At 60.6% G+C, this 14927-nt stretch carries 14 protein-coding genes; 8 read left to right on the plus strand and 6 right to left on the minus strand.

The genetic code is table 11. The features are described 5' to 3' along the window. The first annotated feature begins 85 nt into the window (after positions 1–85). The 5 genes from kdgD to AACY44_RS04415 all read left to right on the plus strand — a co-directional run bounded on the left by kdgD (position 86) and on the right by AACY44_RS04415 (position 6644). Positions 86–997 (plus strand): 5-dehydro-4-deoxyglucarate dehydratase, encoded by a 912-nt coding sequence (gene kdgD, locus AACY44_RS04395; RefSeq protein WP_339417470.1) that lies wholly within the window; start codon positions 86–88, stop codon positions 995–997. Positions 998–1051: 54 nt separating this feature from the next. After that, the gene (locus AACY44_RS04400; protein ID WP_049710003.1) at positions 1052–2497 is read left to right on the plus strand and encodes an aldehyde dehydrogenase family protein; all 1446 of its coding nucleotides are present in this window, start codon (positions 1052–1054) and stop codon (positions 2495–2497) included. Between the two features lie 99 nt (positions 2498–2596). Next, entirely contained in the window at positions 2597–3961 is a 1365-nt protein-coding gene (locus AACY44_RS04405) for an MFS transporter (RefSeq protein WP_339417471.1), read from the plus strand. Between the two features lie 11 nt (positions 3962–3972). Beyond that, positions 3973–5526, plus strand: coding sequence for a galactarate dehydratase (gene garD, locus AACY44_RS04410; RefSeq protein WP_339417472.1), 1554 nt, complete (start codon positions 3973–3975; stop codon positions 5524–5526). Positions 5527–5702: 176 nt separating this feature from the next. Then, entirely contained in the window at positions 5703–6644 is a 942-nt protein-coding gene (locus AACY44_RS04415; RefSeq protein ID WP_339417473.1) for an AEC family transporter, read from the plus strand. Between the two features lie 51 nt (positions 6645–6695). On the opposite strand, the gene AACY44_RS04420 is transcribed toward AACY44_RS04415, so the two are convergent. The 6 genes from AACY44_RS04420 to gatC form a co-directional block, all read right to left on the minus strand. Beyond that, positions 6696–7079 carry a carboxymuconolactone decarboxylase family protein gene (locus AACY44_RS04420; protein ID WP_339417475.1) on the minus strand — a complete coding sequence of 128 codons (384 nt, stop codon included), beginning with the start codon at positions 7077–7079 and terminating at the stop codon, positions 6696–6698. After that, the gene (locus AACY44_RS04425; protein WP_339417476.1) at positions 7076–8122 is read right to left on the minus strand and encodes a calcium/sodium antiporter; all 1047 of its coding nucleotides are present in this window, start codon (positions 8120–8122) and stop codon (positions 7076–7078) included. Before AACY44_RS04425 ends, AACY44_RS04420 begins: the two co-directional genes overlap by 4 nt. A 58-nt stretch (positions 8123–8180) precedes the next feature. Next, the gene (locus tag AACY44_RS04430) at positions 8181–8552 is read right to left on the minus strand and encodes a septal ring lytic transglycosylase RlpA family protein (RefSeq protein WP_339417478.1); all 372 of its coding nucleotides are present in this window, start codon (positions 8550–8552) and stop codon (positions 8181–8183) included. A 157-nt stretch (positions 8553–8709) separates the two neighbouring features. Continuing rightward, positions 8710–10155: an Asp-tRNA(Asn)/Glu-tRNA(Gln) amidotransferase subunit GatB gene (gene gatB / locus AACY44_RS04435; protein WP_339417480.1), complete on the minus strand. Its 1446-nt coding sequence runs from the start codon at positions 10153–10155 to the stop codon at positions 8710–8712. A gap of 10 nt (positions 10156–10165) precedes the next feature. Next, positions 10166–11617 carry an Asp-tRNA(Asn)/Glu-tRNA(Gln) amidotransferase subunit GatA gene (gene gatA / locus AACY44_RS04440; RefSeq protein ID WP_339436116.1) on the minus strand — a complete coding sequence of 484 codons (1452 nt, stop codon included), beginning with the start codon at positions 11615–11617 and terminating at the stop codon, positions 10166–10168. A gap of 16 nt (positions 11618–11633) precedes the next feature. Next, the gene (gene gatC / locus AACY44_RS04445; RefSeq protein WP_049709995.1) at positions 11634–11921 is read right to left on the minus strand and encodes an Asp-tRNA(Asn)/Glu-tRNA(Gln) amidotransferase subunit GatC; all 288 of its coding nucleotides are present in this window, start codon (positions 11919–11921) and stop codon (positions 11634–11636) included. A gap of 210 nt (positions 11922–12131) precedes the next feature. On the opposite strand from gatC, the gene mreB reads away from it, so the two are divergent. From mreB to mreD, 3 genes are all read left to right on the plus strand, one after another. Further along, positions 12132–13169, plus strand: a complete 1038-nt coding sequence (gene mreB / locus AACY44_RS04450) for a rod shape-determining protein MreB (RefSeq protein ID WP_002555108.1) — start codon at positions 12132–12134, stop codon at positions 13167–13169. Between the two features lie 140 nt (positions 13170–13309). After that, positions 13310–14392: a rod shape-determining protein MreC gene (gene mreC / locus AACY44_RS04455; RefSeq protein WP_339417600.1), complete on the plus strand. Its 1083-nt coding sequence runs from the start codon at positions 13310–13312 to the stop codon at positions 14390–14392. Then, entirely contained in the window at positions 14392–14880 is a 489-nt protein-coding gene (gene mreD / locus AACY44_RS04460; protein WP_339417483.1) for a rod shape-determining protein MreD, read from the plus strand. Before mreC ends, mreD begins: the two co-directional genes overlap by 1 nt. The last annotated feature ends 47 nt before the right edge of the window (positions 14881–14927 follow it).

Here is a 14927-nt window from a genome sequence, read left to right on the forward strand (position 1 = left end):
TTTTATAGTTGTACGATGACGTACGACATCACCAAAACCAACAATAACCTTTCGACAGAAAGTCTTTACCCAGGGTGTTCGAATAATGAATCCACAAGAACTGAAGTCCATCCTCTCCCACGGTCTGCTCTCTTTCCCGGTGACCGATTTCAATGCCCAGGGTGACTTTCACCAGGCGGGCTACATCAAGCGTTTAGAGTGGCTGGCCCCGTATGGCGCGACCGCCTTGTTCGCGGCCGGCGGCACTGGTGAGTTTTTCTCCCTCGCTGCCAGCGAATATTCCCAGGTGGTGAAAACCGCCGTTGATACATGCGCGACCAGCGTGCCGATCCTCGCCGGCGTGGGCGGTTCGACCCGCCAAGCTATCGAGTACGCTCAAGAAGCCGAGCGTCTGGGGGCCAAAGGCCTGCTGTTGCTGCCGCACTACCTCACCGAAGCCAGCCAGGACGGCGTTGCCGCTCACGTTGAAGCCGTGTGCAAATCGGTCAAGATCGGCGTGGTGGTCTACAACCGCAATGTCTGCCGCCTGACCGCACCGCTGCTGGAACGTCTGGCCGAGCGCTGTCCGAACCTGATCGGCTACAAAGACGGCCTGGGTGACATTGAGTTGATGGTGTCGATCCGCCGTCGCCTGGGTGACCGTTTCAGCTACCTTGGCGGCCTGCCGACGGCAGAGGTTTACGCCGCTGCCTACAAGGCCTTGGGCGTGCCGGTGTACTCCTCGGCGGTGTTCAACTTCATCCCGAAAACCGCGATGGATTTCTATCACGCGATTGCCCGCGAAGATCACGCTACCGTTGGCAAAATCATCGACGACTTCTTCCTGCCATACCTGGACATCCGTAATCGCAAAGCCGGTTATGCCGTGAGTATCGTCAAGGCCGGTGCAAAAATCGCAGGCTATGACGCCGGCCCGGTGCGTACGCCGCTGACCGACCTGTTGCCGGAAGAGTACGAAGCCCTGGCCGCGCTGATCGACAAGCAAGGCCCGCAATAACCTATCTATAAGGCCGCTGAGCAATCAGCGGCCTTTTGCGTCAGGAGAAGATTCGTGTCCCAAGCCCAACGTTTTGACAACTACATCAACGGCCAATGGGTGGCCGGCGCTGACTATTGCGTCAACCTCAACCCGTCGGAGTTGTCCGATGTCATTGGTGAATACGCCAAGGCTGATGTCGCCCAAGTCAACGCCGCCATCGATGCTGCTCGCGCGGCGTTCCCGGCCTGGTCCACTTCCGGCATTCAAGCGCGCCACGATGCCTTGGATAAAGTCGGCAGCGAAATCCTCGCGCGCCGCGAAGAGCTCGGCACCTTGCTGGCTCGGGAAGAAGGCAAGACACTCCCCGAGGCCATCGGCGAAGTGACCCGTGCCGGTAACATTTTCAAGTTCTTCGCCGGCGAATGCCTGCGCTTGTCCGGTGACTACGTGCCGTCGGTACGTCCAGGCGTCAACGTTGAGGTCACTCGCGAAGCCTTGGGTGTGGTCGGCCTGATCACTCCGTGGAACTTCCCGATTGCCATCCCCGCGTGGAAGATCGCCCCAGCCCTGGCCTACGGCAACTGCGTAGTGATCAAACCTGCTGAACTGGTACCGGGTTGCGCCTGGGCCCTGGCCGAAATCATCTCGCGCGCCGGTTTCCCTGCCGGTGTATTCAACCTGGTGATGGGCAGCGGTCGTGTGGTGGGCGATGTGCTGGTCAACAGCCCGAAAGTCGATGGCATCAGCTTCACCGGTTCTGTCGGTGTAGGTCGCCAGATCGCTGTCAGCTGTGTCTCGCGCCAGGCCAAAGTGCAACTGGAAATGGGCGGCAAGAACCCGCAGATCATCCTCGACGACGCCGACCTCAAGCAGGCCGTCGAGCTCTCGGTACAGAGCGCGTTCTACTCCACCGGCCAGCGTTGCACCGCCTCCAGCCGCTTGATCGTCACCGCCGGTATTCACGACCAGTTCGTCGCGGCCATGGCTGAGCGCATGAAGTCGATCAAAGTCGGCCACGCCTTGAAAAGCGGCACCGATATCGGCCCGGTCGTTTCCCAGGCCCAGTTGGACCAGGACCTCAAGTACATCGACATCGGCCAAAGCGAAGGTGCGCGGCTGGTCAGCGGTGGCGGCCTGGTGACCTGTGATACCGAAGGCTACTACCTGGCGCCGACGCTGTTTGCCGACAGCGAAGCCGCCATGCGCATCAGCCGTGAAGAAATCTTTGGCCCAGTCGCCAACGTTGTGCGCGTGGCGGACTACGAAGCGGCGCTGGCCATGGCCAACGACACCGAGTTCGGTTTGTCGGCGGGCATTGCCACTACTTCGCTGAAGTACGCCAACCACTTCAAACGCCACTCCCAGGCCGGGATGGTGATGGTCAACCTGCCAACTGCGGGTGTGGATTATCACGTTCCATTCGGTGGCCGTAAGGGCTCATCCTATGGTTCGCGTGAGCAAGGTCGCTATGCACAAGAGTTCTACACCGTGGTGAAGACCAGCTACATCGGTTCGTAACAGCGACACCAGGTGGGGGCCAGATGCCTGCTGGCTCCCCCAACAAAAAAACAGAAAACCATTACCCGCAAAAAAAATAATTAGTGGGAGTACTTCTACATGCAAGCGACCAAGCCGACCCACGTCCGCTATTTGATCCTGCTCATGCTGTTTCTGGTGACAACGATCAACTACGCCGACCGGGCCACCATCGCCATCGCAGGCTCCAGCCTGCAAAAAGACCTCGGTATCGACGCGGTCACCCTCGGTTACATCTTCTCCGCATTCGGTTGGGCCTACGTGGCCGGGCAAATCCCCGGCGGCTGGCTGCTGGACCGTTTCGGCTCGAAAAAAGTCTATGCCCTGAGCATCTTCACCTGGTCACTGTTCACCGTGCTGCAAGGCTATGTCGGTGAGTTCGGCGTCTCCACCGCCGTTGTTGCGCTGTTTATGCTGCGCTTCATGGTGGGCCTGGCCGAAGCGCCATCCTTCCCCGGTAACGCACGTATCGTGGCAGCGTGGTTCCCTACCGCTGAGCGCGGTACCGCCTCGGCGATCTTCAACTCGGCGCAGTACTTTGCCACTGTGTTGTTCGCGCCACTGATGGGCTGGATCGTCTACCGCTTTGGCTGGCAGCACGTGTTTATCGTGATGGGCGTGATCGGCATTACCTTCTCGCTGATCTGGCTGAAAGTTATCCACAGCCCGCGCCAGCACCCGCTGATCAACGAAGCAGAGCTCAATCACATCGCCGCCAACGGCGCGATGGTCGATATGGATCAGGACAAAGGCAAGGGCAAGAAAACTGACGGTCCGAAGTGGGATTACATCCGCCAGCTGCTGACCAACCGCATGATGCTCGGCGTCTACTTGGGCCAGTACTGCATCAACGGCATCACTTATTTCTTCCTGACGTGGTTCCCGGTGTACCTGGTGCAGGACCGTGGCATGACCATCCTCAAGGCGGGTTTCATCGCCTCGTTGCCAGCGATCTGCGGGTTTATCGGTGGCGTGCTCGGTGGGGTGATTTCCGACTACCTGCTGCGCAAGGGCCATTCCCTGACGTTCGCGCGCAAAGCGCCGATCATTGCCGGCCTGTTGGTCTCCAGCAGTATCATCGCGTGTAACTACGTTGACGTTGAGTGGATGGTCGTGGGCTTCATGGCGTTGGCCTTCTTCGGCAAAGGCGTTGGCGCACTGGGTTGGGCGGTAGTGTCCGACACTTCGCCGAAACAAATCGCCGGCCTCAGTGGCGGCTTGTTCAACACCTTCGGTAACCTGGCGTCGATCACCACCCCGATTGTCATCGGTTACATCATCGCCACCACCGGTTCGTTCAAGTGGGCCCTGGTGTTCGTCGGCGCCAACGCGCTGGTGGCGGTATTCAGCTACCTGGTCATCGTCGGTCCGATCAAGCGTGTGGTACTCAAAGAGCCACCAGCCAAAGGCCCAGAGCTGACCAACCTTACCGAAGCGCATTCCTGAGGGGCGATGTAATGCAGTTGATTGAACATGCCGACTCGCCGCGCTCGATTCGTTTGCACGAGCGCGACAACGTGGTGATCGTGGTCAATGACCAGGGTGTACCGGCCGGGACGGAGTTTCCGGATGGCCTGGTGACCGTGGATTTCATCCCCCAGAGCCACAAGGTGACCTTGGAAGATATCCCTGAAGGCGGTCAGATAATTCGCTACGGCCAGACCATCGGTTACGCCTTGGCGCCGATTCCGCGCGGCAGTTGGGTGCAGGAAGATCAACTGCGCATGCCGACCGCGCCGCCGCTGGACAGCTTGCCGCTGTCCACCGAGGTGCCTGAGACCCAGGCGCCGCTGGAAGGGTTTACGTTCGAGGGATACCGCAATGCCGACGGCACCGTGGGCACGCGCAATATCCTCGGCATCACCACTACGGTGCAGTGTGTCACCGGGGTGCTGGACCATGCGGTCAAGCGCATCAAGGATGAGTTGCTGCCCAGGTACCCACATGTCGACGACGTAGTGGCGCTGACCCACAGCTACGGCTGCGGGGTGGCGATCACGGCGACGGATGCCTACATCCCGATCCGTACCGTGCGCAACCTGGCGCGCAACCCGAACCTGGGGGGCGAAGCACTCGTGATCAGTCTGGGCTGTGAGAAATTGCAGGCCGGGCAGGTGATGCACGATAACGACAGCTCCGTTGACCTCAGCGAGCCGTGGCTGTATCGGCTGCAGGACTCCAGCCACGGTTTCACCGAGATGATCGAGCAGATCATGGCGCTGGCCGAGACGCGCTTGAAGAAACTCGACCAGCGTCGCCGGGAAACCGTGCCGGCGTCCGAGCTGATCCTGGGCATGCAGTGTGGTGGCAGCGATGCATTTTCCGGCATCACCGCCAACCCGGCACTGGGCTACGCCTCGGATTTGCTGTTGCGGGCGGGGGCGACGGTGATGTTTTCCGAAGTCACTGAAGTCCGTGATGCCATCTACCTGCTGACTTCGCGTGCAGAGAGCAAGGAAGTTGCCCAGGAACTGGTCAGGGAAATGGACTGGTACGACCGTTACCTGGCCAAGGGCGAAGCGGATCGCAGTGCCAACACCACGCCGGGCAACAAGAAGGGCGGCTTGTCGAACATCGTCGAGAAGTCCTTGGGCTCTATCGTCAAATCCGGCAGCAGCGCAATTAATGGTGTGCTGGGCCCGGGCGAGCGTTTCAAGGGCAAGGGCCTGATCTTTTGCGCCACGCCGGCCAGTGACTTTGTGTGCGGTACCTTGCAACTGGCGGCGGGGATGAACCTGCATGTGTTCACCACCGGGCGTGGCACGCCTTATGGGCTGGCGATGGCGCCAGTGGTGAAGGTGTCGACCCGTACGGAGCTGGCGCAGCGCTGGCCCGACCTCATCGATATCGACGCCGGGCGTATTGCTACTGGGCGCGCGAGCATCGAGGAGTTGGGTTGGGAGTTGTTTCACTTCTACCTGGATGTGGCCAGCGGCAAAAAGCAGACGTGGGCCGAGCATCACAAGCTGCATAACGACATCACCTTGTTTAACCCTGCGCCTATTACTTGAGACCGAGTCGCCAGCTTCGCGAGCAAGCCCGCTCCCACATTCGACCGCGCTCATGCTGGAGGAATGCGGTCAAAATGTGGGAGCGGGCTTGCTCGCGAAAGCGGTAGACCAGACGAAGCGGCCCACACTGGCTTATCATTAGCCACCTAACGACGCTCACCAAGGTTCTCCCCGGCATGCTGGCAATTTTCCTCACCACCCTCACCATCACCGCGCCGGTGTTTACCATGCTATTCCTCGGTGTGCTGCTCAAGCGCATCAACTGGATCAACGACAACTTTATCCACACGGCTTCATCCCTGGTGTTCAACGTCACCATGCCGGCGTTGCTGTTCCTCGGCATCCTGCATGCCGACCTGCATTCGGCGCTCAAGCCGGGCTTGCTGATTTACTTTTCCGTCGCCACCTTGCTCAGCTTTGCCCTGGCTTGGGGCTGGGCGATCTTTAGATGCAAGCGTGAAGACCGAGGCATCTACACCCAAGGCGCGTTTCGCGGCAACAACGGGGTGATCGGCCTGGCGCTGGCGGCCAGTATGTACGGCGACTACGGCATCTCCCTCGGTGCGATCCTCGCGGCGCTGGTGATCCTGTTCTACAACACGCTGTCGACCATTGTGCTGGCGGTGTACAGCCCGGTGATCAAGTCCGACCCATGGAGCATCTTCAAAAGTGTGGCGGCCAACCCGCTGATCATCAGTGTGATCGTGGCTGCGCCGTTCGCCTATTTTCAGATCGGCCTGCCGGGCTGGCTGGAAAAATCCCTGCAGTACCTGGCAGACACTACGTTGCCACTGGCGTTGATCTGCATTGGCGGCACGTTGTCCCTGGCGGCGCTGCGCAAGAGCGGCAACATGGCGTTGAGCGCGAGCTTGATGAAAATGGTCTGGCTCCCGGTCGTCGCCACGCTGGGGGCATGGTGGCTTGGCTTCCGAGGGCCAGAGTTGGGGATTCTGTTCCTGTACTTCGGCGCACCGACTGCCGCTGCAAGCTTCGTGATGGCGAGGGCAGCTGACGGTAACCATGAATTGGCGGCGGCGATTATCGTAATCACCACGCTGATAGCGGCGGTGACTACGAATATCGGGATCTTTGTGTTGCAGGCCGGTGGTTGGATCTGAGATCGGTGGTGTGGTTCAGGGCCAATCGCAGGCAAGCCCGCTATCTGACAGTCACTGCTTATCGGCCTGATACGCCTCAATCACTTCCTGCGCCGCCCGAAACGCATCAATCGCCGCCGGCACACCGGCATACACCGCGCAATGCAGCAGCGCCTCGCGGATCTCTTCCACCGTGCAACCATTATTCAGTGCGCCCCGCACGTGGCCCTTGAGTTCCTGCGGGCACTTCAGCGCGGTCAGGGCGGCGAGGGTGATCAGGCTGCGGGTTTTCAGCGATAACCCTTCGCGGTTCCACACACTGCCCCAGGCATGTTCGTTGACGAAGTCCTGCAGCGGCTGGGTGAACTCAGTGGCATTGCCCAGGGCGCGGTCGACGAACACATCGCCCATGACCTGGCGACGCATTTCAACCCCGGGCTTTTTCTGATCGGTCATTGCGATTCCCTCTTGTGTTGGCGGCGCCAGGCTCGCAGCGTGCTGAACAACAGAAAAGCCACCAGCACTGGCAGGACATAAAACACCATCAGGTGTTCAAGCTTGTTGGCCAGGGGCATACCGGTGGTGAACGCCATCACGTGCAGCCCGTAGGCCAGGTATAGGCCCAGCAGCACCAGGCCTTCGGCGCGAGTCAGGCGGTAGCCGGTATAGAACATCGGCAGGCACAGGACCACGACAGCCAGCATCACCGGCAGGTCGAAGTTCAGAGCGTTGGGCGATACTGACAGCGGCGAAGGGGCGAGCACGGCGGTCAAGCCCAAGACGCCAAGCAGGTTGAACAGGTTGCTGCCGATCACGTTGCCCACGGCAATTTCCCGCTGCCCGCGCAGGGCGGCAATCAGCGACGTCGCCAGGCACGGCAGCGAGGTGCCGACGCCGATCAGCGTCAGGCCAATCACGCGCTCCGACAGGCCCAGATCGCCCGCCACATCCACCGCTGCGCCCAGCAGCAAATGCCCGGCCAGCACCAGGATCAACAACCCGCTGAGCATCTGCAGCACGCTGCTCAGCCAGGGGGCGCGGGCCACTGTATCCAGCGTGCGTGGGCGGCGAGAGTGACGGGTCTGGTAGTGCAAAACGCCGAGGTAAGCGGCCAGGGCCACGAGCAGCAACAGGCCGTCGGTTGGGGTAAGTTCTTCATTGCCCGCCAGGGTAAACACCAGCAGCCCGGCCAGGATCATCACCGGGATGTCCAGGCGCACCAGCTGCCGCGAGACTCGCAGCGGAATGATCAGCGCCGACAGGCCCAGGGTCACTAGGATGTTGAAGATGCTGCTGCCGATTACGCTGCCCACGGCGATGTCCGTATTGCCCGCCAGGGTGGCCTGCAGGCTGACGGTCATCTGTGGCGCGCTGCTGCCGAAGGCGACAATCGTCAGGCCGATGATCAGCGGCCGTACCTTGAGGCTTGCGGCCAGGCGCACGGCGGCGCGCACCAGGATTTCGGCGCCGATGATCAGCAGCAAGAGGCCGCTGACCAATTCCAGCAGGCTCCAAGGCGAGAGGGCGATTAGTCTGAAAATGGCCAGGCCTCCATCGTCAGTTGCTCAAGGCTTGTACGCGCACTCGCGCTGTACCGCTGCTGATCATGCCCAACTGCTCGGCAGCCTTGCGTGAAAGATCGATCAAGCGCCCACGGATGTGCGGGCCGCGATCATTGATGCGGACAACCACGGATTTGTCGTTGTCGAGATTGGTGACCTTGACCTGGGTGCCGAACGGTAATCGCCGGTGGGCGGCGGTCAGGCCGTATTGGTTGAAGGGTTCACCGCTGGCAGTCTTATTGCCGTGGTGTTTGGCGCCGTAATAGGAGGCGGTGCCGGTTTCGTCATAGCCGTTGGGGTTGATGACGCCGCTGGCGCAACCGGCCAGTAGAGAGAACAAGGCCAGTAGGCCAAGTAGACGCTTCATTTTCAAGATGCCCCATAACAAATGTGGGAGCTGGCTTGCCTGCGATGCAAACGACTCGGTGTCTCAAGAACACCGAGGTGATGCAATCGCAGGCAAGCCAGCTCCCACAGGGTATCCGGGCTGGAAGTGAAATCTGCGCCCGGACCATTCATCGCTATCAGCCTTCAAGCTTGCTTTTCAGCAACTCGTTCACCTGTTGCGGGTTGGCCTTGCCTTTGGAGGCTTTCATCGCCTGGCCCACAAAGAAGCCGAACATCTTGCCGCGCTTGGCTTCGTCTGCCGCACGGTATTGCTCGACCTGCTCGGCATTGGCCGCAAGCATTTCATCGAGTACGGCCGAGATCGCGCCGCTGTCGGTGACTTGCTTGAGGCCACGCTTCTCGATGATCTCGTCCGCGCTGCCTTCACCGCTGGCCATGGCTTCAAACACGGTCTTGGCGATTTTGCCGGAGATGGTGTTGTCCTTGATGCGCAGCAGCATGCCGCCCAGCTGCTCGGCGGAGACCGGCGCTTCGTCGATTTCCAGGCCCTGCTTGTTCAGCAGGCTGCCCAGCTCAACCATCACCCAGTTGGCCGCCAGCTTGGCGTCACCGGCAATGCTCACGACTTTTTCAAAGTAGTTGGCTTGTTCGCGGCTGGAGGCCAAAACGCTGGCATCGTAGACCGACAGGCCGAACTGCTCCTGGAAGCGCTCGCGCTTTTGCTGCGGCAGCTCCGGCAGGGTGGCGCGCACGTCATTGAGGAACGAATCCTCGATGACCACCGGCAACAGGTCCGGGTCGGGGAAGTAACGGTAGTCGTTGGCTTCCTCTTTGCTGCGCATGGCGCGGGTTTCGTCTTTGTTCGGGTCGTACAGGCGGGTTTGCTGGATGACCTTGCCGCCGTCTTCGATCAGTTCGATCTGGCGACGCACTTCGCTGTTGATCGCCTTCTCGATGAAGCGGAACGAGTTGACGTTCTTGATCTCGCAGCGGGTGCCGTACTCGGATTGGCCCTTAGGACGGATCGACACGTTGCAGTCGCAGCGCAGCGAGCCTTCGGCCATGTTGCCGTCGCAGATGCCCAGGTAGCGCACCAGCGCGTGGATCGTCTTGACGTAGGCCACGGCTTCCTTGGCGCTGCGCATGTCCGGTTCGGAGACGATTTCCAGCAATGGCGTACCGGCACGGTTCAGGTCGATACCGGTCGCGCCCGGGAATTCTTCGTGCAGGCTCTTGCCGGCATCTTCTTCCAGGTGGGCGCGGGTGACGCCGACGCGCTTGATGGTGCCGTCTTCCAGAGGTATGTCCAGGTGGCCCTTGCCGACGATCGGCAACTCCATCTGGCTGATCTGGTAGCCCTTGGGCAGGTCGGGGTAAAAGTAGTTCTTGCGCGCGAACACGTTGTGCTGGCCGATCTCGGCGTCAATCGCCAGGCCGAACATCACCGCCATGCGCACCGCTTCCTGGTTCAGCACCGGCAGTACGCCGGGCATGCCCAGGTCTACCAGGCTGGCCTGGGTGTTGGGCTCGGAGCCGAACGTGGTGGCGCTACCGGAGAAAATCTTCGATTGGGTGGCGAGCTGGGTATGAATCTCCAGCCCGATCACAACTTCCCATTGCATAGTGTTCTCCTCAGAAGCCGGTAGGGGTGCGGGTGTGCCAGTCGGTGTTCAACTGGTACTGGTGCGCCACATTGAGCAGGCGGCCTTCCTGGAAATACGGGGCGAGCAATTGTACGCCCACCGGCAGGCCATCGACGAAACCGGCAGGCATGGACAAGCCCGGCAAGCCCGCGAGGTTGGCGGTGATGGTGTACAGGTCTTCCAGGTACTCGGCGATCGGGTCGCCGGTCTTGGCGCCGATCTTCCAGGCCGGGTTCGGCGTGGTTGGGCCGAGGATCACGTCGACGTCTTCAAAGGCTGCCATGAAGTCGTTCTTGACCAGGCGACGGATTTTCTGCGCCTTGAGGTAGTACGCGTCGTAGTAGCCAGCCGACAGGGCGTAGGCGCCGACCATGATGCGGCGTTGCACTTCGGCACCGAAGCCTTCGCCACGCGAGCGCTTATAAAGGTCGGTGAGGTCTTTCGGGTTTTCGCAGCGGTAGCCGAAGCGCACGCCATCGAAGCGCGACAGGTTGGATGACGCTTCTGCCGGGGCGATCACGTAGTACGCTGGAATCGCGTGCTGGTTGTTCGGCAGGCTGATTTCCTTGATGACGGCACCGAGGCCTTCCAGCGTCTTGACGCTGTTGTGCACCAGCTCCGCGATACGCGGGTCGAGGCCGGCGCTGAAGTATTCCTTTGGCACGCCGATGCGCAGGCCTTTGAGCGAGGTGTTCAGGCTGGCGCTGTAGTCCGGCACGGGCTCATCGATGCTGGTGGAGTCCTGCTTATCGAACCCCGCCATGCCTTGTAACAAAATCGCGCAGTCTTCAGCCGTGCGTGCCAGCGGGCCACCCTGATCGAGGCTGGACGCGTAGGCGATCATGCCCCAGCGGGAAACGCGACCGTACGTCGGCTTCAAACCGGTGAGGTTGGTGAACGCGGCCGGCTGGCGAATCGAGCCGCCAGTATCGGTGGCGGTGGCGGCGGGCAGGAAGCGCGCAGCCACTGCGGCAGCCGAACCACCGGAGGAACCGCCGGGCACGTGGTCCAGGTTCCAGGGGTTTTTCACTGCGCCGTAGTAGCTCGACTCGTTGGCCGACCCCATGGCGAATTCGTCCATGTTGGTCTTGCCCAGGGTCACGGCGCCGGCGGCGGCCAGCTTGGACACCACGGTGGCGTCGTAGGGCGCCTTGAAGTTGTCGAGCATCTTCGAGCCGCAGCTGGTGCGAATGCCCTGGGTGCAGAACAAGTCCTTGTGGGCAATAGGTGCGCCCAGCAGCGCACCATTTTCACCGTTGGCGCGACGTGCGTCGGCAGCCTTGGCCTGGCTCAGGGCCAGCTCTTCGGTGAGGCTGATGAAGCTGTTAACCTTTGGATCGAGCTCGGCGATACGCGCAAGCAGGGTCTTGGTCAGCTCTTCGGAAGAAAACTTTTTGTCGGCGAGACCGCGGGCGATCTCGGCCAGAGTCATGTGATGCATTGCAGGCTCTTTCCCTTTAGTCGATGACTTTCGGAACCAGGTACAGGCCGTTTTCGACCGCTGGCGCGATGGACTGGTAAGCCTCGCGATTATTATGCTCGGTCACGACGTCTGCGCGCAGGCGCTGGCTGGCTTCCAGTGGATGAGCCAGGGGCTCGATGCCGTCGGTATTCACGGCCTGCATTTGGTCGACCAGCCCGAGAATACTGTTCAGGGCTGCGGTGGTCTGTGGAAGATCGGCATCATTAAGGCCAAGCGAGGCCAGATGCGCGATTTTTTCCACGTCGGAGCGTTCAAGTGTCATGGGAATCTCCAGTGGAAAACAGAACGGAGGCTGTCCGTGTGTTAGATTGTCGGAACACTACCGCATTTCTACGGTCTTACGGCCGCGATTGTGGGGGTTGGTGCACAGAAAGTCGGCCAATTTAGCACATTGGCGCCTTGCCCAAAATCCCTGTCGTTGTTAGAGTTTGCCGCACTTTTTTACCCACGCGTTGCCTAGGGTCCCTTTCCCATGTTCAAGAAACTGCGTGGCATGTTTTCCAGCGATCTTTCCATTGACCTGGGCACTGCCAACACCCTTATTTACGTGCGCGAGCGCGGTATCGTCCTGAATGAGCCATCAGTTGTGGCCATTCGGACCCATGGTAATCAGAAAAGTGTCGTTGCCGTCGGCACCGAGGCCAAGCGCATGCTCGGCCGCACACCCGGCAATATTGCCGCCATTCGTCCGATGAAAGACGGCGTGATCGCTGACTTCAGTGTCTGCGAGAAGATGCTGCAGTACTTCATCAACAAGGTTCATGAAAACAGTTTCCTGCAGCCCAGCCCTCGTGTGCTGATCTGCGTTCCGTGCAAGTCCACCCAGGTTGAGCGTCGTGCCATCCGTGAATCGGCCCTCGGCGCCGGTGCCCGCGAAGTGTTCCTGATCGAAGAGCCAATGGCTGCTGCGATCGGTGCCGGCCTGCCGGTTGAAGAAGCCCGCGGTTCGATGGTGGTGGATATCGGTGGTGGTACCACTGAAATCGCCCTGATTTCCCTGAACGGTGTGGTGTATGCCGAATCCGTACGTGTAGGCGGCGACCGTTTCGACGAAGCGATCATCACCTATGTGCGTCGTAACTACGGCAGCCTGATTGGTGAGTCCACTGCTGAGCGCATCAAGCAGGAAATCGGTACCGCTTACCCGGGCGGCGAAGTGCGCGAAGTTGATGTTCGCGGTCGCAACCTGGCCGAAGGCGTTCCACGTGCTTTCACTCTGAACTCCAATGAAGTGCTGGAAGCTCTGCAAGAGTCCCTGGCCACCATTGTTCAGGCTGTGAAGAGCGCCCTGGAGCAATCGCCGCCGGAATTGGCTTCCGACATCGCCGAGCGTGGCTTGGTGTTGACCGGTGGTGGCGCGTTGCTGCGCGATCTCGACAAACTGCTGGCCCAGGAAACCGGCCTGCCGGTGATCGTCGCCGAAGACCCGCTGACCTGCGTCGCCCGTGGCGGTGGCCGTGCACTGGAAATGATGGATAAACACACCATGGACCTGCTCTCCAGCGAATGAGTCATTGCTGGTAAGCCCATGTTTCGCCCGCAGGCAGCACTTTGCAGTGCTGCCTGTTGGCGTTTATCTTCTTCAATCTGCATCCAGGCCGGTTAGATGCCGTATGAATAAAGAGAACATTTGTCTGGGAGGAGCGGCCTATTAAACCGCTTTTCGCCAAAGGCCCCTCATTGGGCGTGCGCCTGTTGGTGCTGGTCGTGCTTTCGGTCGCGCTGATGGTGGTCGATGCCCGCTTCGCATTGCTTAAGCCCGTGCGCAGCCAGATGTCGCTGGTGTTGATGCAGGCTTACTGGATCACCGACCTGCCGCAACGTCTGTACCAGGGCGTGGCCAGCCAATTTGGCAGCCGCACTGAGCTGGTTGCCGAGAACGAAAAACTCAAGACCGAAAACCTGCTGTTGCAGGGGCGCATGCAAAAGCTCGCGGCCCTCACCGAACAGAACGTTCGGCTGCGCGAGTTGCTCAATTCCTCCGCGCTGGTCAACGAAAAGGTCGAAGTGGCCGAGTTGATCGGCATGGACCCCAACCCCTTTACCCACCGCATCATCATCAACAAAGGTGAGCGCGACGGTGTGGTCCTCGGCCAGCCGGTGCTTGATGCACGTGGCCTGATGGGCCAGGTGGTTGAGCTGATGCCCTACACTTCGCGGGTATTGCTGCTGACGGACACCACCCACAGCATTCCAGTGCAGGTCAACCGCAACGGCCTGCGTGCGATTGCTAGCGGCACCGGCAACCCCGAGCGCCTGGAACTGCGCCATGTGGCCGATACCGCCGACATCAAGGAAGGCGACCTGTTGGTCAGCTCCGGCCTGGGTCAGCGTTTCCCGGCGGGTTATCCGGTGGCGACGGTGAAGGAAGTGATCCACGATTCCGGTCAGCCGTTCGCCATTGTGCGTGCCGTGCCAACTGCCGCCTTGAACCGCAGTCGCTACCTGCTGCTGGTGTTCAGCGACAATCGCACCCCGGAAGAGCGTGCCAACGACGCCGCCCAGGCTCAGGAAGCGGAAGACCAGAAGAACGGCACGGCGCCAATCATTCCGGCCACCGCGCCTAAGCCTGCCGCTGTCGCACCGGCTACGCCGGCGGTGACTCCGGCCGTGGCCACGCCCGTCAAGCCAGTGGCGCACCCGGTTAAACCGGCCGCGACCAAACCATCTGCTGCTCCGGCTACGCGCCCAGCGGCTACCGCCCCGGCAACCACGCGGCAGAGGGAGGAATAATGGCCGGTACTCATTCGCAAAATGGCTGGATTGTCTGGCTGACTTTCGCCATCGGTTTGCTGCTCAGCGTTTCGCCGCTGCCACAGTTCATGGAAATCCTGCGCCCGCTCTGGTTGGCGCTGCTGCTGGCTTTCTGGTCGCTGAACCTGCCGTATAAAGTCGGTATGGTCACCGCCATGTTCCTGGGCCTGGCGGAAGATGTGCTCTATGGCACCTTGCTGGGCCAGAACGCGTTGATCCTGACCCTGATCACTTTCCTGGTGCTGTCGTTGCAGCAGCGTCTGCGCATGTTCCCGATGTGGCAGCAGTGCCTGGTGATCCTGGTTATCTTCGGCCTGGCGCAGCTTATTCAACTGTGGCTCAGCGCCTTGACCGGTAACCGGCAGCCGACCCTGGCGCTGGTATTGCCGGCTCTGGTCAGCGCCTTGCTGTGGCCATGGATCAGTTTCGGCCTGCGTGGGTTGCGTCGTCGCTATAAGATCAATTGAATGGATTGCGAGGCTCTGCCTGGTTATCGAACCCTAAAGGGAGAGTC

It is taken from the genome of Pseudomonas sp. RA_15y_Pfl1_P11 (genome assembly GCF_963970975.1).
In the GTDB taxonomy this organism is placed as follows: domain Bacteria; phylum Pseudomonadota; class Gammaproteobacteria; order Pseudomonadales; family Pseudomonadaceae; genus Aquipseudomonas; species Aquipseudomonas tritici.